The organism is bacterium (assembly GCA_026416715.1).
Classification (GTDB): domain Bacteria; phylum UBP4; class UBA4092; order JAOAEQ01; family JAOAEQ01; genus JAOAEQ01.
Map to the genome: position 1 here is coordinate 32853 of JAOAEQ010000002.1, position 19717 is coordinate 52569.

Genomic DNA, 19717 nt, shown 5'->3' on the forward strand with positions numbered 1-19717 from the left:
ATTGATAGCCAAGTATCGACCTAACTCTCGACGAATTATTCTTATTTTTTAACCACAACTGCGGTTGAAATAACCCGAGGGAAACCATCTGATGGTCGATTAACAACCTCTCCATTATACCATAAGGTTGAAGACCCTCCACCATCGAAATTAAGCGCAGCATAACAATCTAAATCTAACATAATTTCAGCAAGTTCCCTCAATGTTGCACCAATACTATACCGTTTATTACCTGGTCTTTCAATATTTCGGTCGTCATCAACCGTCAATAAAATCAGTTGATGCTTGGTGGTTATTCCGATTGCAGACCGGGGCGCACGCGATTTCTCATCGGTAACCGTATGGGTAAATCGTGTTGGTGCCCATAGTTTTGCACGAAACTCTTCCCTAGGCGGTTCCTGTTCAAAAAAATAGGCAGGTATAAGTCTTCCTTGGTCAACCAGCTGTGGTCCAGCAGCAATTCCATGTAACATTGTCCCGAATCTTCTCGGTAATTTTAAGGTATATTCTACTTTCCGACTGACGGATAATCCGGCAAGAATCTGGTCTAATTCCGGACTATTTTTATCGTATGAAAGAACAAATCCATTTTGTGGTATGGTCGTTCCCGGTTCTTCATTGAGTTCAACAACTTCTTGTTCGGTTATGACTAATTCCGTTTTATTCGCATCATTCGGGGTGGTGGTACCATACGTTCGTGTATAGATGGTTGCTGAGCGAATGTTACAATTATTAATTTTAATTTCGATATCTTTCATCGAAACCCGATGGATAAATACTTCCCCTCGAGTATTAATTAAGAGACAACTACGAGTAAATGTTGGCGGAATCAGAATAGTGCCGTCTATCATTAAGAATCCAACCGGATCATTCATAACACCATGGATACTATCCAATTCTTCCGGCATATTCAAAAAATAGCCGGCATTAATCCCAGCATTAGCCTTAGCTGTTTCACAAAGTTCCGGTAGCGTGGCAAAACTGTTTGTATATCCAATAGGCATTAAGGTAGGAATAACCGGAAACCAACCATCGTTATATAACGCCAACTGATTTTCTTTGAACTCTTCAGAAAATTTAAATGGAGTCGCGGTTCGTGGTATTGAATAATACAATCTACGCTGATTGCTCACCTGCATTACTATCTGTCGTTCGCATTCATCTTTAACCGGGGCAACCTCGAACCAGCGTCGATATCCCTTATGCATCCAGAGTCGTTTTTCCTGAACCAAATTGGTTATAACGATAAATTCTATTGCATCAAAGGATAAAATGGTTTTCCCTCTGATGGATAACGGTTTCCAGATATTAGGCACTCCTTTATTGCGACTGATAATTAATACTGTATCATTCGTTTCTTCGCCCCGGATACCGTTCAAGCTAACATTTTTAATTCGTCGGAATGCAGCGGCAATTTGTTCCATTTTTTTAAGGGTGTTCGGAACATTAGCTATGACCGGGAATATCGAAATTTCTTTCTGAATGAGTTTTTTTAGGTCTAATGTAATCCAGTGGATTACTACCGGACCCGCAAGTGATTGAATAGTTTTCTGCGCTAATTTCATGTACTCAACTTAATCGTACCGTTAAGGTTATGGAAACGATTTGTTTTATCGATTGCGTTCCGCGGCTATGGTTAAATACTCAATCGGCTACCGATGATGAATCCTGATACATAACTGGATATTATTTAACGTATTTACTGCACGAATCCACTCATTTAACGATTGATTAGAAGCAAACTAAACCTGCACCCGAAACAGAAATACACCGTTCTGCTCCTAATGGCAACGCCCGCGGGGTATAATATTCTTGCTGTAATACGTTCAATACTCGGTCAACTTGGTTCTTTTCCACAAGGACAAGAACACAGCCACCCAGCCCAGCTCCGGTTAATCCAGCGCCAACCACACCTGGGATACGTCGCGCGATATCAACCAATAAATCTAACTCCGCACAACTACACCGGTATCCACCGCTCTGCCGATAGAGTTGCGCTCGTTCTATCCGTTCGGGTTCGTTACTTTCCAAATCGGAGATGAGCTGTTCCAACTGCGCTACAGTAGTATGATTATTGTACGGTCGACAATTCTTTTCAGAATCGTATTCGACTACACGGTCACCGTCATGGGAAATACTCATTAATTTCCCAAATCCCACCATATCATTGTTCGCTAAAAAATCTACACAAATTTTCCCACGTTCACATTCAGCTAACCCAAATAATATGATATCTCGAACCCGATATCCGGTTGCCGGTTCATCGTGCGTACAAAATAATTCATCTAAATGCTCTTTGTGTTCCGACAATTGCGCATATGCTTCTGCTCGAGTCATGGTTTCGGGTAGTGATTTAAGCATTCGATAAATTGTTGATTCAGATACACCGAGATGATGCGCATTTATATCCCGGAGATGTTCTAATTTTGCCGCAAACTCCGGATAATTCTTTTTAATGAGCAGAAATCCGAGTTCATACCCCGCGATCCGCGAATTGAACATATCCTTAACATCTTTCGATTTACTTGCCGGTTTAAATGAATTACAGATTACAATTTCATATCCGCTAGGAAAAGGATAATATTGAACCTGTAATGGATAGAACTGGATATGCGCTATCTGATTTCTTTTCCCAAGCAGCATCGCCGCATGGTCTCCAGCGCCACCACGGGTACCGACATACCATTCCGCTTGACCACAAAGTTCAACGAGGGTTGTAGGGTCTATTCGTTCGTTATTTAATCCTAGCGTAACAAGCGTAGCAGCAACAACTAACGCCGAAGATGAACTCAATCCTGCGGCAAATGGTATACTACCATTGACGAATAAATTCATTCCGGTTAATGGTTTATTTGGAAATTCGGATTGCACGCGTAAAACCGCAGCTTTAATATAATTTGACCAATCGCCCTGTGTCTCTGTTACCGCACGAACTACTTCTTCCGCAGAGATATATTCCAACCAATTCTGCCAATTCCCTTTTTGTTTCTCCGAATGAATTGAAAAAGTACGCGCTGGAAATAATGCTGAACGTAGATTGTGGATGTGCACTATATCATCGGATCGTGCAGAACCCGCAATAAGAATTTCGCGATAATGGGTTAAATAATTGACATACCCGCCACGATGCTCAATATGTACCCCTTTGAGATTTATCCGCGATGGACTGCGACTAACAATAACCTCGGATTGAACACCAAATTGGTCTCTGAATGCGGTTAAAAGGGTTAAATATGCTTGTCTTCGTTCCTGGATTAATTCTAAAGAATCTCCGTACATTAATGCAAACTGTTCTTGCGTTTTTTGGTCAAACCGAATTAGTTTATCAATCCATTGGTCTACATTCATATATTTGATGCAGTTATAAAATCTCTTTACTTACATTATCAATAAGTATCTTATTTTCAATTACCTGGTTTCGTTCAATCCGGCTGTTCTCTATGTAACTATTCAAAATCGTCGCCCAGGGTGCAATATCAATCCTACCCTTCAACCCAATTATACCGTTAAGCACTACGTGGGGTCCAATATAAAATGATGGAATGGTTTTTGGGGGGATTTCAAGAATCGCGGACCAATCGTGTTCCCGGAGCAGGTGTATATACTGTTCGCAAAATTCTTTCGCTCCACCAACGAGTTTAACTCGGTGCGCTAAATTGGTTAAGAAAAAAGCAATCTCTGGGTCAACATAAATCTCGGTATTTGGCATAACCGTGACTGCAAACACTTGCTCTAAAACTTCAAATTCAGGTTCTCCGAGAAGTTTTGAGGTTCGGAAATCGTTACGTAGGTAAGACATCAGAGTTGACGGTCTTTGCGGGAAACTTTGCATTCGATCTTGAGCGTAGTGGCGTAAATCGGTCCGCGTATCGAATCCCATAGCAGTTTTTCTCGGAAGTGAAAATATTCCGACTGATTTATTCTGGGATTTCAGTTCCATAGCAAGTTCTGGCAAATAGTATTCATTTTTTTTATGCCGCCGTAAAACATAGGTTCCCACTGGATTTGGTGCTATTTTCCGACTTTCGAAAATAGACAATAACTCTGATTTTGTATATAGTTTCCCACGAATACTAACCTCTTGAGATGGCGATAAAGCATTTATATCCGGATTCGGAACCACTCCAATCTCTCGACCATATTCATCTCGAATTACACGCGCATAATTCGGCGCATCGATATCTCGAATGGTGTTCAGAAAAACCTCACGATTTATGACTTCAAGAAGCACGTTCCGTTCTTTAATCTGATGTAAGTATTCTTTTGATAATGGTTCGGGGATGCCTGGGAACGAAATCGTCCCAGAACGTTCTTCTGGAGTTCGTCCAATTTCCGATTGTTCAACGACGGCAATAAATTCACCTGTCTGCGGTTCTCGAACAATTCGTCCGTAATTAAAGGGGTCTTCCTCAATAACCGATGCGATGGTCATTTCATATCCCATGCGGATGTGAAACAACACCATCTCTTTCAATAGTTCCGCTGGTATCGTTGGAATATCCGAAGCAAGGATAAGAATATATTGATATTCCGGATGATTCAAGAGAAACTCTTTTGCTTCCCGCGCGACCACCGTTGCACCGGTTCCATCATCTAATCCATCGGCATTGCTATAATAGTGTCTAACGGTTGGAATTCGTTTTTCAATAAGCGCAACTACATCAGCATGGAGTTTATATCGAATCTTTTCATAGTCTGTTTGGCACTGGTCTTTCGGTTTGGGTCGATGGCCGACCCGAACTAAAATCTGTTCAGCAACTTGTCCATTTAATAAGGTATCAAATATTAGGTCGAGAAACGGTTTCCCGGTTGATAGTTCTCGCGTCGCTGGTTTGGCTAACGCATCGAGAAACGGGTCGCCTATCGTCCATAACGGAGTCATGCGTGAACCCAATCCCGCTGCGGGTATCACCGCTAGAACCCGTTTTACTAATCTTAACTGAGCATATTCATCCATCTTAAAAGAAAAAACTCAAAATTGGAAAATCAAAATGCAAAAACTACCGAATAACTAAAGAAAAACGATGAAACAAAGAAACAAAAATTAATGATTTATGAGTTTTCTGTTCTTTAGTTCTTCCGTTTTTTCGTGTATGGTTGAGTTGATATTAGGAATATACCGTTTTCCTTTTGTCGCTAAATATGTCCGTGATGCATCTTTTTCACTACACAACCTCGTTTAAGGAATACCGCTATCTTATCATCACTTAAGGTTCCGCAATCTATGATTACTAACGAACGTGCTGATTTCCCGGTTGCTTTAATAACCGTATCCGGATTTATTTCGCGATACTCTTGATGTGGCACAACGAATAATATCACATCGGCTCCCTGTAACACCAATTGGGTATTCGCTGAAACGGTTAGTTTTTTCAACGGCGCTTGATTTTTAAAATGGTTGGCCATAGAGTATGGATTTCTATCTTGGTCCCGGAGTTCGTCAAGACTTTTAACGTATGGGTCACCAACTGCTATCTTAGCGCCTAATTCTTGCAAACGGCGAACGATAGATTCATACGATGCATAGCGCGTATCGCCAACATCTTCCCGATATGCGGCACCAAGTACGGCAACTTTACTTCCTTTAATTCTCTTCCCAATGCTTTTTAACGCAATCTGCGCTAAATCGACCATTCGTAATGCACTGGTATCATTGATATCAACGATAAGCGAAATTAACCGCAACCAAGCGTTAAGTTTTTCTCGCTGTTTTCTATCGAGTCGGGAAACAAACGCTGGGATATTTCGCGCTGACCACATCAGAAATACCGCATCTTTCGGCAAACAGTATCCGCCGGTACTTGGAGTGGCGGGAACAATCAAATCCCGATGCGTTGGTCGTTTCGTAATCGCATCTTTTACCGCAGTTAAATTTACTCCCATAATTTCAGCTAAAAATCCGCCTACCCGAGCGAAAGCTAACAAACTCGCACGATAACTATTCTCAAAACATTTCGCAAACTCTGACATCGTTGTCGTCGGTAACTGGGTTAATTCCGCTTTCGGTCCAGTTAATACTTCGCTCAAAAATTTTCCGGCTAATTCTGCACTTATTTGATTAATTCCCGAATATACCCGCGGGAAATTTACAATCGAATCCCAATAATCCTTTCCCGGCATAACCCGTTCATACGAATGCGCTAACCGAACCGGATGTTTGTTTAGATTAATTCCGCGTCGGATAAATTCCTTTTCTAAAATTGGTTTAGCAATATACTCACAAAATCCCGGCGGTACCGTGGTTTCAATTAAAACTAACGTTTCTGGTTTAATATATTTTCCTATTGTACGAATCGCTTCTTTACATGCATCAATTTCAACGGTTGCAGAGTCAGCGTTACCGAATTCTGGCTTAACGACATCACATTGCACGTCCACGACCACAATATCAGCTAATGCTAAGACTTCATCGACCCATGTAGCAATATAAGTTTTCTTTTTGAGAACAGTTCGTGCAATCCCTTCCGCAACGTTCGGGTCTTCTGAAGCGATAGGCGAAATTCCGGCATTCAACATCGGAATCTTCCAGAACGACCTGCGGGATGGACGTTGTAATCCAACAACAAATTTATTTTTAGCATCAGCAATGATCGCTGCCATAACCGCACCTACAAATCCCTGTCCTTGCACAACAACAATCTCGGCATCGCGCTGTTTCGCCTCATGGATTTTCTGTTTAACTCGTTCTAATTCCACATCTGTTTGTGATTTATCCGGTAAGGGATACCTTGTTCCATCAGGTGCAATAGATACATTTTCTATATTTACGATTTTTTTCCTTTCCATAATGCAATCTTATAATCCTTTCCGCTGAATTCACCCTCGCATGAACGAGAACGTGAATTAACAATAATAATTATTATTCATAATAAAAGCGCTTACCTATGATAAGCGCCTTATCGTCCAAGATAAAACCAGTAGATAAATATGTCTCAATATTTTATTCGAATCTATTAAGTTAGAATTACAAAATTTGCGGGGAGTCGACGATTATCTCTTGTGCTCCCCGCTGAATATATCTTTTATTCTTCTAATCGGACTCGATTGAATTCTGGAGTATCCGGATATAATGGCGCTACGGTCGGCACGACATTAATCGTTACTTCAGCATATAACCCATTGGCATCAGTACACCGCACTACACAACTCCCAACTCCAGTCGAGATAAACGTTACACTATCCCCACTGACCGCACTCAATGTTCCCGGACTCCCTGATATCGTGTTGATTGACCAAGTATACGGTTTAGTTCCTAAACTTGCAGTCAGCTCACGATTGATTCCGATACTAATAGTGAGCGAACCGGAAGGTACTAACTGTGGTAATTCCGGCGCATAAATATGGAGTTTACTCGCAACGAAATCGATGGCAATAAGTCGCTTATTATTTCCACTACCAATGGTGCACGACCCTGAACACCAGCCGGTGGGTCCAACCGTGCTATCTGCGGTTAACCGTTGTGTTTCCACGCCACTATCTAAATCATAGACACTGATAAAATATCGTTCCGGAACCGCTGAACTCACCGAAGCAAACGTCTGCCGATATTCCCCATCAAATCCTAGCTGGAGCCGTACTCCATACATTGAATTATAGTTCATCAGTACCGAATCGATTGCATACCCTGTTAAATCCGAGGGAGTTCCGCCTGACCAACGTTCTAACAATCCGATAGAATTAAGGGTTAAGAAATTATTATTCGCTGCATCATACGTCAGACCGCGAATAAACCGGATTGAACCGCCTGAAGTTGATGCGCCATACGACGTATCGATCCCAATCCCTGTTGCCGCATCTATTCCGACTAACCGGCTGGTATACTGAACGTTCGGATTCGGACTTATTCCACTCAGGACTATTTTATTCGACGCTGGAACGTAACATAACCCACCAGCTCGGAACGATAATCCATCCATCACCGGTGGACTCACTTTCCCGTTAGTCCCGAAACTGGTCACCACATTCCCATCTTTATCATATTTGCAGATAGCCGTTTCACCACCAAACGCACCAATGTCGTAATAGTAGGAAAAATATACATTATCCGCAGTATCGCAGGTGAGCCCATAGTATTGGTTCCAAACCGAAATATCACTCACGGTATGTAAAATCGATGCAGCGCGTGTCCCCGGGTCTAACACATTCACCAGCTTGTAGATATGAATATCGCCACGACCTGCCTGGTTCTGATAGGTACCGTAATACACCACCCCACGAGAATCAGCAGCAACCCGAATTAACCGTTCTGTTGGACTTAATGCTAAACCGTTAGAAGTATCTATCGCCCCTTGATATACCCATTTGACACTTTTCGCTTGACTATTTACCGCTAACAATATCAAGCTTACCATGATACCTACAATTAAGTTTTTTTTCATTAATAATTCACCCCCTTTCTTTTATGGTACGCTTATTTAAACTTAATACTCTTTCGTTTTTGATTTTATCTTGATTGATTATTTAGTGTCTATTCTATAATATGAAATGCAATTGATGTATCAAGCATTACTATTTCGACCCGGCTTTCCACCGAGGATATATTCCGATTTATCGGGTAATATTATGGAAAAGCATTAATCCCGTATCTGAGATAAACCCTGAGCGCAAGCTCAGTCGAGGTCGTTGACCCTCTGTATTTCAATGGGAACTAATATTGATATAATTAAATCGTAATAAATATCATAGCGTAAACTGGCAATATTGTCAATAATTTTCACAAAAATGTAAATTATTTATAAAATATTATAAATAGTAGTTTTAGTGTATAGTCAAACGTTTGAAATAAATAATTATTGCTTTATTTTACGTTATTAATTTACTCAATAACTATTAATTCGTAGGTCTCAAAATTATCGATCGTAAAGTTAACTCTATCCAGAACAATTTGAAACGGAATTTGCTGTTTTAAAGATAGCGAAAATATTTTTTTCGGCGGTGATATCCGGAGTGAAATAGCTATTTTTGGAATCGGGAAAACTCTATTGATTGGACGTTGCATATCCCCACTCATATTAATCAGGTGAATCAGTAATCGGTTAGGATGCGACTGTTTTCGAAGTTCGATTTCAACCGTTGGTGGTGCATCGGTTTCCAAAAATAATCTATTTCCATAAGCAAGTTTGATGCTATTAATCATCAATTGCAGATGTTCTGCAAGTTTCAAACGCATATATGCCTCTTCTACGAGATGCGGAAAATAAATGAGTTTGCCATTGCCTGACAATATCATGGCGGGATATTCCGATTCCCCTTGAAGCGAACGATACAACTGTCCTACTGGATTCATAAATATTATCGGACTCGGCGTTTTCGAGGTCGGTTGAATCAGCAAACTATATCCCGGTCGTGGTAGCAATTGGTTTAACCTAAGCCCATCAGTTATTAATTCATTCGATTTAATTTTTAAATATTCTTCGCCAGCAGTCGGTGCTAATACCCGTTCTATTTTGTTTATGCCAAATAATTGCCATAACGGATTCTGCGGTCTTGGGTTTCCGGATTCATCATATTGTCCAGTTTCATAGCTAGCAATAAGGCTTCCTCCTTTTGCCACATACTCCTGAATCTTAGCTATTTGGCCATCAGACAGACAAGCAGCGTTTGATAATATGAGCACGCGATATTTTTGTGCGGTAATTCGTTTGATATCATCGTCAAGAATAATATCAAAAGGGATATGACTCCGAAACATCGCTGTCATCCAACCTAGCATTGCGGTATTCATAATCTGGTCGCAGATTGATTTTCGTTTCGTCCAGTCAATTGTTTTTTCTGCGGTAACATCAGCCACTAATCCTTCTTCGCGACCGGTTCCAACATCGAGATACATATCCGTTAATTGCGATAGATAATAGGTGGTTGTTTGTCGGGACAGAAGCAGTGCAATATCAGCCGCGGATTCTGTTGCCGTATAATAAACTTCATTTTCTTCAATGAATCCATTCACTTCTTGTACCGGATGTAGCGCCGTTTCATAACCATATTCTAATGCCGGGCTGAATACTGCAAACCACGGATTTGCACCGTTCGCTACAGTCTGCGCAATTGCAATTCGCATTTCTTCTTCCGGCAGTGGAATATAATGCCAAGAACCAAGACAATGATGGTTAAAAACTACTGCTGGCTTTTTCCCTGCAGTTAAATATTTCGCTAACCCTGACCAGAAAAAGAGTGATACATCTGGAAAACCAGGATGGAAAAATGCTTCTGCACCATTGAAATCCTGATACGGTCCAACTTTCTCCATATCCCGAGCAATGCGCCATGCGCCACCGAGCCAATTTCCCGCATTTAGAAAAATTACTCCTAACGGATTGATTGCTTTAACGACTTGGCGGGCATCATAGAGGAAATCAGCTACTGATTGTTCACGAAACTCGATAAATTTTTTCCAATTCGGGTTAAACCAATCTTCCTGGGTAGGAATTTCAGTTTGTTCCTGCAACTCGAATTTACGCCTACACGCAGAACAATAACAGCAATTCGGGTAGATTACCGGTCCATCAAGGAACACGCCATCAACTCCGGTTTTCATTGTTTCTTCAATCATCTCAAATGCCCAATCTCGCCATCCGGAATTAACGCAAAAGGTTGTTCCAGAACCGTATAGCGGTCGATAGCGACCGTAAGGTGTCCCATCCGGTAGCAATTGTTCCCACTCTGGATGGTTAGCCGCAAACTCATAGCTAAACCAATGCATATTTAGATACGCAAGCACTCGGATTCCATATTTTTTCGCATAAGGTAAATATTCTCGCAGCCAATCGAACTCACCTAAAGCGGGATATTTTTCAAATTTAGGCGTGTTAAAACTCACGGTATACCCTAATCCGGGAGCGACTCCTAACGTGGCTACGAGCCATTCACAGTTGATATGCCATTGTTCTTTTTTTATTTTCGCTAATGCATCTAAATCAATGGATTTAATTTGTTCAAATGCATCTAAATAGTCTAGCCGCATCATTCGCACTGGTTTTTCATACCATTCCATAATTTAATCTTCCTCACAAAAATGTTAGATTTCGATGCAAGTATTATAACATACTGTATCATTATGCAGCGCAATATACACAATGTGGAATAGTACGCTTGGATGCTAAACGTAATCATTATTGCCTGCTGCTCTAACTTCATTATCGAATAACGCTTCAAAATTAAAATATTCAATATTCAGAATCTTAAAATATTCAATATTCAGAATCATGGTAAAAGTTAATAAAGGAACTAATATAACGAAAGTACCCAGAAAATACTTGACTTTAAGGAGCGTGAGATGTTTTCCTTGACAAACGAGGGATATTTTACTACAATAAAAAGGTTAATTTTGATAAATAAAAAGTTTTTTAATGGATTGAAAGGAGGTGTATTGCGAGATATGTTACGTTGGATAAAGCTTGGCTTAGTAACCGCATTAATGCTCAGCTTGGTAGCATTATGTATTTACGGTTGTGCGCCGAAACCACAAGAACAGCCACCGGCACCACCGCCTGCGGTTGAACAGCCAGCTCCAGTAGCACCTGATACCACTGCAGCACCAGCTGCTCCGGCAGCACCAGCACCTGCACCAGCGGCTCCGGAAAAAAAGTAAATTAATCAAGTTACTCTAGGCAGTCATTCGTTAGAGAAGCACAAGGGAAGTTGAAATCACCTATGCGATACTCCGATGACGAATGACTGCCTTTACCATATTCAATGTTCTACCGCACGGTTTACCATAGAAATAACTCGGTCAACCAATCTACAGATGTACTAATTCTTTCAACGGATAGTTTGAAATCTGTTAAAGATGAAGTTGCGGATCTCGATGAACTGATTGATAATATTTTCGATTCTTTTCTCCCGAGTAAACGGAAAAATATGGCGTTTATTCGGCCGCAAAAAGTTTTTTCTCCAGCGACCGATGTATATGAAACCGAATCCGAGTTAGTTATAAAACTTGAAATTGCGGGAATTAATCCGGATGCGGTAGTGGTTTCAGTTTCAAAAGATTATGTAATAATCCGTGGTGTCCGCAAAGATATTCACACACGGCATATTCGGAAATGCAGTTATCATCTAGCCGAAATAAATTACGGCGTTTTTGAACGGCACCTTCCACTTTATATTCCAGTAAATGAACAACTAGCAAAAGCAACTTACCAGCAAGGGTTCTTAATTATCAGTCTTCCCCGGCAAGGCTCTTCAAAAGTTAAACAAGTTACGATCGAGTCGGAAGAATAATATTATTCATCTCACCACAGAACACGCAGAAACACAGCGAAACATTAAAATACATTTAAATAATATATACTTTTTTCCTTATTTTTTCAACGGGCTCCGTAGTAAATAATTATAGCGGTTTTTTTGTTCTTCCCCATTTTTTCGCTTGACGAAATGGTGTAGTTCTCGCTATATTGTTGTATTATTATTTTAAACAAACAGTGGTATAACCCTGTGTGGGGTTCCGTATGAAGATTGTTATCGGTTCAGACCACGCTGGATTCGAATTGAAAGAAACCATTAAATCTTATTTACTTGAACTCGGACATGAAGTGAAAGATTTCGGAACGTTTGATGGTTCTACGCCGGTCGATTGGCCTGATATTGCGTTTTTAGTTGCACAAGCAGTGATGCGGGGTGAATTCGATCGCGGGATTATGATTGATGGTATCGGAACCGCTATGCCAATCGTAGCCAATCGTCTGCCGGGGATTCGCGCGATGTGTTGTTATGATGCGTTTACTACGCAAATGAGTCGAGAACATGCTGATGCAAATATCCTCTGTCTTGGCGGGTATATGACCGGTAAAGGTTTAGCGAAAATATTAGTTAAACAATGGCTGACTACTGAATTTCTCGGTGGTCGATATATCAAACGATTGGAGAAAGTAAAAGAACTAGAGAAAGTTCTTTATAAACCAGAATTATTAAAATAAATTCGAAATATCGAATATCGAAACAAAAAGATAACTATAAAACGTAAAAAACGGAAAAGCCGACAACGATACTGGTAAGTTTTGAAGTAGAGTATGTATATTTTGGTTTTTGGCATGTCTTTTATTGTTGCGACATTCGATATTTAGAATAGATTTTTACTCCTATGGAAAAAGTTAATTTAGCCGTAATTGGTGGTAGTGGATTATATCAGATGGAAGGACTAACGGAGCTGAAGGAAGTGAAACTGAAAACTCCGTTCGGTAATCCATCTGATACAATTATGATAGGCACTTTAGCAGGGATGCGGATAGCATTTTTACCTCGGCATGGTCGCGGACATCGGATTATGCCAACGGAACTGAATTCCCGGGCGAATATTTATGCGTTAAAGAAACTGGGAGTAGAACGGATTATTTCCGTGAGTGCGGTAGGTAGTTTGCGAGAAGATTATAAACCGCTCGATGTGGTTATTCCCGACCAACTCGTTGACCGAACTCGGCATCGAATACATTCAACTTTTTTTGGGAATGGAATTGTTGCTCATATTCAATTTTCTGACCCGTTCTGTCCGGATTTATCGAAATGGCTTATTCAATCCGGACAAAATCTCAATAAAACTGTCCATCCGCAGGGAACTTGGATTTGTATGGAAGGACCGGCATTCTCGACAAAAGCGGAATCGAACTTATATCGTCAATGGGGGATGGATATTATCGGGATGACCGTGCTTCCTGAAGCGAAATTAGCGCGGGAAGCAGAAATATGTTATGCTGCAATAGCTTTGGTTACTGATTATGATTGCTGGCATCAGACGGAAGAAACTGTTTCTGTTGAAATGGTGATTCAGAATCTGTTAGCTAATGTAGAAACGGCAAAAAATATGATTCGCAATATTATTCCCATGCTGCCGAAAGAACGGAATTGTCATTGTGCAACGGCGTTACAGTATGCAATTATAACCGACCCGAAACGGATTACTCCCGCAATCAGGAAAAAACTAGCGTTGCTTATTGATAAATATTTACCAGAACAACCTACAAAAAAAACGCAAAGCCTGTAGAACGTTACAACTTGTGGCTATGCAGAAAGTTTATTCGCCATTAGCGGGACTAGCGAAACGGCGGTTCATCATAACACAGCCATAAACGGCTGCGCTAAATCACTTATCCATTCGGGATAAACAACAAGCCCTGCAAAGGGCGATTGCGCTTAGTTTAGCCCAGTATGCAATGTTGGGAAATTTAGTTCGAGCAAAACGAAATAGTCCCGTCCTTGGGGCGGCTGAATGAAAAAACATCATTTCACTGCGGAGAATGCCGAGGTGGTACAACTGGTAGAGGTAACAAACAGAACTAATTGGTTTCTCAGCAGACTCTGCGAACTCTTCGCTGGAAAATCAGGGTTTATCATCCTTTAGGGGTAAGTTGTTACTTCAGCATAACGTCAGCACGATAGATGGACTGAAATAAGGAACTATGAATGAACAACAGATAAACGAATTGGTTACTGCTATAACCAGAAACGTTCTGGCGCGTCTGCAATCGGCTAAAGACTCGATTCATCAACTCCAACGTCCCACAACCGCACTTGGTTGCAGCAACGATCCGGCTTCCTGTTCGGATTGCGGCCATTGCGCAACTAAACGAACTGATGCGGTGCAAGAATTCGTTCACGCCGGGGTAGCTCGAATCAGTTCTGCACCGCATATCGCGCAGGTTCCTGCCACCATCGCACGGTTGATTGACCATACCCTACTAAAACCAACAGCAACTCCGGATGAAATTATTCAACTCTGCCAAGAAGCGAAACAGTTTGGGTTTGCTACGGTTTGTGTAAATCCGACGTATGTTAAATTAGCTAAATCGCAATTACAAGGGAGTCCGGTTAAAGTTTGCACAGTGGTAGGGTTTCCGTTAGGCGCCACGTCAACCACTGCTAAAGTCTGCGAGACCTTGCAAGCGATAATTGACGGTGCCGATGAAATCGATATGGTGATTAATATCGGGTTGCTTAAAGGAGGTCGGCTGAAAGAAGTTGAAGAAGATATCCGCGCGGTTAAACAAGCTTGTCAAGGACGAATCCTAAAAGTTATTATCGAAACTGCGCTGCTCTCTGATGAGGAGAAAGTTACCGCTTCAATTCTGGCGAAAGCGGCTGGAGCGGATTTCGTTAAAACTTCGACAGGGTTCTCTTCCGGCGGTGCTACGGTTAAAGATGTCGCGCTGATGCGAAAAGCGGTCGGTCCGGAAATGGGCGTTAAAGCCTCCGGCGGGATTCGGGATTTAGCTACCGCAGAACAAATGGTACAAGCTGGTGCAACCCGACTGGGCACTAGCGCAAGTATTGCAATCGTGAAAGGAACGCAATAAGAAATCTCGGTTGTGAACAGTACAATACCAAATGCCTAAATCCCCATGCTAATAAATGACCCATGTCAAAACAATCATATATGATCTGGAATTTGAAATTTGACATTATTACCTTAGAGAACATGCTCGAAAAATTAAGCTTGTGGATATATGTATTCTGATATAGAAAAAATATTATTAACCGAAGAACAGCTGCAAACGCGAATTAAAGAGCTCGGTGCCCAAATTTCACAAGATTATGTCGGGAAAAATCCGTTGTTAATCTCGGTACTTAAAGGGTCGATTATATTTTTATCTGATTTACTCCGTTGTATCACAATCCCTTGTACTTTCGATTTAATGACGGTCAGCAGCTATGGGAAAAAAACGCATTCTTCCGGATCGGTTAAACTCGTCATGGATTTAAAACAAGATGTAGCTAATCAGCACGTTCTGATTATCGAAGATATCTTCGATACCGGAAGAACAATATACTATATCCTTGAACATATCAAACTCCGAAATCCAGCAAGCGTAAAAACCTGCGTTCTCTTAAACAAACTTGCTCCACGTGAGATAAATATTCATCTCGATTATATCGGATTCAATATTCCGAATGAATTTGTTGTTGGATATGGTCTTGATTACGGTGAATTCTATCGAAATCTACCGTATGTTTGTGTTCTCAAACCAGAAGTATACCAAAAGTAGCGGCTTACTTTATTGACTCCACCTAATCTCAAAATGTATGGGCTAAAGTCCGATATTATCAAGCTAGTGGGAACTCAGTTCAATAGAATAAATCCCTATGAGCTTCAGTTCGGGGTAACTGGTACCTAAACCACGTTGGGAGTGAATCCCGAATCTCTTGATCCCGCAAGGCTGGAAACAAAAAATGGATATTCCCTATTGTAAAATTTGAGGGATATCTACGAAATGAATCAATCTGCTACGCTAGAGTTAACCGGTAGGGAAATAACATTGGCAAAAAAGATTACCTTAACAATTGATTCTACCGCACCCAAAATTCGGATAGACCTTTTTTTAGCTAAACAACCTGAACTAGGACTATCAAGAGCACGCATTCAATCCCTGTTGGCCCAAGGATTAATCAAAGTTAACGGGAAAACAGTTAAACCGAGTTATCAACTCCGGACTAACGATTGTATTGACATTATAATTCCTGAACCGGAACCATTAACGATTGAATCAGAACAAATTCCGCTTGATATCTATTATGAAGATGAACAAGTTATCGTTATCAATAAACCGGCGGGGATGGTTGTTCATCCAGCAGCTGGAGTTAAAAAAGGAACGTTGGTTAACGCGTTGTTAGCGCATTGCAAAGGTTTATCCGGCATCGGCGGAATCCAGCGACCGGGAATTGTTCATCGATTGGATAAAGGGACTTCCGGTTTACTCATGGTCGCTAAAACCGATTTTGCGCATCAGATATTATCTGCACAGTTGAAAGAACGTAGTATAACCCGAAAATATTTAGCGTTAGTTTATGGGAAAGTAGAACCGAATGAAGGATATATCGAGACCAAAATCGGTCGGCATCCAAAAAACCGGAAAAAAATGGCGGTTGTAACTCAGGGCGGAAGAATTGCAGGCACCTATTATAACGTTATCCAATATTTTTATTCTGGATTTACCTTAGTTGAATGCAAATTAACTACCGGCAGAACACATCAGATTCGAGTCCATTTATCTTACGTCGGACATCCAATTGTTGGCGATACAACCTATGGGAGCAAAAAAACCAGAAAACTTCCAGCCAACCTAGAATCAGCGGTTAAACAACTGAACGGAATCGCACTCCACGCACAAACGCTCGGATTTAACCATCCGATAACCAAAACATACCTCGAATTTACTGCTCCGTTACCTCAAAAATTCCAAGAGCTTATTTCTTTACTATCAAATTAACCCGAAGTTTGAATTAGAACCGATACTCACTTGCAGCAGGATTTTTCGTTTTAAGCGGAGTATCCCAATGGATATCGAAATTCCAGGCTATTCACTATCGAACTAACTCGCCCAGTGTTTCAGCTCGATTGTGGTACCATACACTTGCGGTAAAATTGTGGTTCACTACACTACGATGTGTCCTGCGTTATGGTATGATAAAGGGTGCGGTTTTGTTTCAAACTATTTACCTCTATAGAAAGATAGTCTTTACAATAAGTCAGTTAAATTTTTTTGGACAGTAGTGAAATATAATCAAAATCAATTTTTTTCGCATTTTTTTGTAGGGTTTTATATGGTCTATTCCCGTCTATATATAAGAGGAGCAGGTTACGGAATTATTAACCCCAATATTTTAGCGATACCGATTAGTGCGGTGGTGCCTACGCTTTCTTCTTGGCAAGTAAACTTTATGCAGAAACTTAAAAAGGTAATTAGTGATTATATTTTAAAATTTATATTTTGGTTTTACTTTTTCTTCGTAATAATACATACAATGCTGGTGGGTTATTGGGATGGCAGGGCTCGGTGGAATACCTGGAATAGTTTTGGAATGGACATTGGGATGTTGATTATTAATATATCTATGATTTATCTTATCAAGGTTGCTCGTCAAGAAGGCAGAATAAGAAGCATTAAGAGCAGCAAAAAATATAAACAATTTGTCATAATTACAATCGTAATATTTATTGTAAGTTATACTGTAGGCTTTATTTTTTGGCATAAAGTATGGCAGTTTCTTAAGTTTTTAGTACAACTGCAGCATAGAATATGAAATTTCCCATGCATTTATTGTGCGCTTGAGAAACGGGTGATACGAACGGATTCATTTCAAATTTAGCCCCGTTAAACGGGGTAAACATTTAGTTTTACCCCGACAAAGTCGGGAATTTCAAAACGAAAATTTGCACACTGCTAACTTTGCCATTTAAACTGATTGATATGGTTTCTTATGTTCAGGAAGGCTTCGGGAATGTTTTAGCTACTAGCGGTTCTCTGACCTCTAACTTATGGCATCTGACCTCGAAGCAGGTAATAGATAATAAAAAGAGCAAAGTCCGAATTTCGGACTTTGCTCTTGCATAGCATCCATTTAAATCCGCTGGCTATTTTATGCCCGTCTGAATCTGTTATTATTTGTTCGTTAACGCTGCCACGCCTGGTAATTCGATTCCTTCCAAAAACTCTAACGACGCACCGCCTCCGGTAGAAACATGGCTCATTTTATCGATATACCCTGCTTTTTCGAGCGCTGCAATTGAATCACCACCACCGATGATAGTTACCGCACCGGATTCACCAACGAGTTTCGCTATCGCATTGGTTCCTTTAGCAAACGGTTCCATTTCAAACACACCGAGCGGACCATTCCAGACAATCGTTTTCGCTTTCTTAATTTCACTAGCAAACTTCTCGATGGTTGCCGGACCGATATCCATTCCCATCCATCCTTCAGGAATCTTGCCTTGAACCACAGTTTGCACATTCGCATCCGGCGCAAAGTTATCAGCTATAATATGGTCTATCGGCAGCAGTAACGGAATACCTTTTTCATTCGCTTTCGCAAGAATCTCTTTCGCTAACGGAATCTGGTCTTCTTCAATGAGCGATTTGCCAATACTTCCCCCTTGCGCTTTTAGGAACGTATACGCCATCCCGCCACCGATAATCAGGCTGTCAACTTTATTAAGCAGATTTTTAATAACCCCGATTTTCGTTGAAACTTTCGCGCCACCGAGTATAGCAAGGAATGGACGTGCCGGATTTTCTAACGCTTTTCCAAGATAATCAATTTCTTTTTTCATCAGGAAACCCGCTACTGCCGGCTGGATATATTTAGCGACTCCTTCAGTTGAAGCATGCGCGCGATGCGCTGACCCGAACGCATCGTTGACATAGACATCGCCGAGTTTCGCTAGTTTCCGAGCAAATTCCGGGTCATTTTTCTCTTCTTCTGCATAGAACCGGACGTTTTCAAGTAACACGACCTCGCCTTCTTTCATCGCGTTCACCACAGATTCAACTTGCGGTCCAATACAGTCATCTAGTTTTATCACCGGTTTCCCGAGCAACTCACTTAACCGTTTCCCAATCGGAGTTAACCGATATTTTTCATCTACTTTCCCTTTCGGCCGACCGAGATGCGACATCAGAATCGCTTTCCCGCCTTTTTCGATGATATATTGAATAGTTGGCAACGATGCACGAATCCGAGTATCATCCGTGATATTTCCTTGTTCATCCTGCGGAACATTGAAATCTACCCGAACTAAAACGCGTTTCCCTTTAAGCTCAATATCTGATATACATAGTTTATTCATAAGTTTTCCCTCCAATAATACATGGTTTGACTATAGTTTAGGTGATTATTGTATATAGAAATCGCTAAATTCGTCAACTGTTTATGATTAGAATCAGAAGTCTAACAAAATATTAAATAATCGAAATTTTAAATAAAATTCCTGGTCTACACGATGCTGGAT

At 40.8% G+C, this 19717-nt stretch carries 15 protein-coding genes; 8 read left to right on the plus strand and 7 right to left on the minus strand.

The window, feature by feature from the left end; translation table 11 throughout:
• Positions 1–41: 41 nt before the first annotated feature.
• From N3A72_01170 to N3A72_01195, 6 genes are all read right to left on the minus strand, one after another.
• The gene (locus N3A72_01170) at positions 42–1565 is read right to left on the minus strand and encodes a phosphodiester glycosidase family protein (protein ID MCX7918220.1); all 1524 of its coding nucleotides are present in this window, start codon (positions 1563–1565) and stop codon (positions 42–44) included.
• A 166-nt stretch (positions 1566–1731) separates the two neighbouring features.
• The gene (locus N3A72_01175) at positions 1732–3348 is read right to left on the minus strand and encodes a hypothetical protein (GenBank protein MCX7918221.1); all 1617 of its coding nucleotides are present in this window, start codon (positions 3346–3348) and stop codon (positions 1732–1734) included.
• 13 nt (positions 3349–3361) lie between these two features.
• Positions 3362–4957, minus strand: a complete 1596-nt coding sequence (locus N3A72_01180; GenBank protein MCX7918222.1) for a hypothetical protein — start codon at positions 4955–4957, stop codon at positions 3362–3364.
• 179 nt (positions 4958–5136) lie between these two features.
• A complete protein-coding gene (locus N3A72_01185; GenBank protein ID MCX7918223.1) occupies positions 5137–6786 on the minus strand; it encodes a GDP-mannose dehydrogenase in 1650 nt (549 codons plus the stop codon).
• A 236-nt stretch (positions 6787–7022) separates the two neighbouring features.
• Entirely contained in the window at positions 7023–8378 is a 1356-nt protein-coding gene (locus tag N3A72_01190) for a hypothetical protein (protein MCX7918224.1), read from the minus strand.
• Between the two features lie 437 nt (positions 8379–8815).
• Positions 8816–10990 (minus strand): beta-galactosidase trimerization domain-containing protein, encoded by a 2175-nt coding sequence (locus N3A72_01195; GenBank protein MCX7918225.1) that lies wholly within the window; start codon positions 10988–10990, stop codon positions 8816–8818.
• A 384-nt stretch (positions 10991–11374) separates the two neighbouring features.
• Here N3A72_01195 and N3A72_01200 point away from each other — a divergent pair, with 384 nt between their 5' ends.
• From N3A72_01200 to N3A72_01235, 8 genes are all read left to right on the plus strand, one after another.
• A complete protein-coding gene (locus tag N3A72_01200) occupies positions 11375–11587 on the plus strand; it encodes a hypothetical protein (GenBank protein ID MCX7918226.1) in 213 nt (70 codons plus the stop codon).
• Between the two features lie 182 nt (positions 11588–11769).
• On the plus strand, positions 11770–12219 hold the full coding sequence (locus tag N3A72_01205) for an Hsp20/alpha crystallin family protein (protein ID MCX7918227.1): 450 nt from the start codon (positions 11770–11772) through the stop codon (positions 12217–12219).
• A gap of 227 nt (positions 12220–12446) precedes the next feature.
• Entirely contained in the window at positions 12447–12914 is a 468-nt protein-coding gene (gene rpiB / locus N3A72_01210) for a ribose 5-phosphate isomerase B (GenBank protein ID MCX7918228.1), read from the plus strand.
• Positions 12915–13078: 164 nt separating this feature from the next.
• Positions 13079–13975 (plus strand): S-methyl-5'-thioadenosine phosphorylase, encoded by an 897-nt coding sequence (mtnP, locus tag N3A72_01215; protein ID MCX7918229.1) that lies wholly within the window; start codon positions 13079–13081, stop codon positions 13973–13975.
• A 646-nt stretch (positions 13976–14621) separates the two neighbouring features.
• Positions 14622–15284: a deoxyribose-phosphate aldolase gene (gene deoC, locus N3A72_01220; GenBank protein MCX7918230.1), complete on the plus strand. Its 663-nt coding sequence runs from the start codon at positions 14622–14624 to the stop codon at positions 15282–15284.
• Positions 15285–15434: 150 nt separating this feature from the next.
• The gene (gene hpt / locus N3A72_01225; protein MCX7918231.1) at positions 15435–15974 is read left to right on the plus strand and encodes a hypoxanthine phosphoribosyltransferase; all 540 of its coding nucleotides are present in this window, start codon (positions 15435–15437) and stop codon (positions 15972–15974) included.
• Between the two features lie 225 nt (positions 15975–16199).
• On the plus strand, positions 16200–17195 hold the full coding sequence (locus N3A72_01230) for an RluA family pseudouridine synthase (protein ID MCX7918232.1): 996 nt from the start codon (positions 16200–16202) through the stop codon (positions 17193–17195).
• Between the two features lie 334 nt (positions 17196–17529).
• Positions 17530–18009, plus strand: a complete 480-nt coding sequence (locus tag N3A72_01235) for a hypothetical protein (protein ID MCX7918233.1) — start codon at positions 17530–17532, stop codon at positions 18007–18009.
• A gap of 358 nt (positions 18010–18367) precedes the next feature.
• Here N3A72_01235 and N3A72_01240 read toward each other — a convergent pair whose 3' ends face one another.
• A complete protein-coding gene (locus N3A72_01240) occupies positions 18368–19555 on the minus strand; it encodes a phosphoglycerate kinase (GenBank protein MCX7918234.1) in 1188 nt (395 codons plus the stop codon).
• Between the last annotated feature and the right edge of the window lie 162 nt (positions 19556–19717).

Excerpts from the sequence above, each read along its gene's own strand:
- N3A72_01170 (MCX7918220.1), bottom strand. The coding sequence starts at position 1,565 with ATGAAATTAGCGCAGAAAACTATTCAATCACTTGCGGGTCCGGTAGTA.
- N3A72_01175 (MCX7918221.1), bottom strand. The coding sequence starts at position 3,348 with ATGAATGTAGACCAATGGATTGATAAACTAATTCGGTTTGACCAAAAA.
- N3A72_01180 (MCX7918222.1), bottom strand. The coding sequence starts at position 4,957 with ATGGATGAATATGCTCAGTTAAGATTAGTAAAACGGGTTCTAGCGGTG.
- N3A72_01185 (MCX7918223.1), bottom strand. The coding sequence starts at position 6,786 with ATGGAAAGGAAAAAAATCGTAAATATAGAAAATGTATCTATTGCACCT.
- N3A72_01190 (MCX7918224.1), bottom strand. The coding sequence starts at position 8,378 with ATGAAAAAAAACTTAATTGTAGGTATCATGGTAAGCTTGATATTGTTA.
- N3A72_01195 (MCX7918225.1), bottom strand. The coding sequence starts at position 10,990 with ATGGAATGGTATGAAAAACCAGTGCGAATGATGCGGCTAGACTATTTA.
- N3A72_01200 (MCX7918226.1), top strand. The coding sequence starts at position 11,375 with ATGTTACGTTGGATAAAGCTTGGCTTAGTAACCGCATTAATGCTCAGC.
- rpiB (MCX7918228.1), top strand. The coding sequence starts at position 12,447 with ATGAAGATTGTTATCGGTTCAGACCACGCTGGATTCGAATTGAAAGAA.
- mtnP (MCX7918229.1), top strand. The coding sequence starts at position 13,079 with ATGGAAAAAGTTAATTTAGCCGTAATTGGTGGTAGTGGATTATATCAG.
- hpt (MCX7918231.1), top strand. The coding sequence starts at position 15,435 with ATGTATTCTGATATAGAAAAAATATTATTAACCGAAGAACAGCTGCAA.
- N3A72_01230 (MCX7918232.1), top strand. The coding sequence starts at position 16,200 with ATGAATCAATCTGCTACGCTAGAGTTAACCGGTAGGGAAATAACATTG.
- N3A72_01235 (MCX7918233.1), top strand. The coding sequence starts at position 17,530 with ATGGTCTATTCCCGTCTATATATAAGAGGAGCAGGTTACGGAATTATT.
- N3A72_01240 (MCX7918234.1), bottom strand. The coding sequence starts at position 19,555 with ATGAATAAACTATGTATATCAGATATTGAGCTTAAAGGGAAACGCGTT.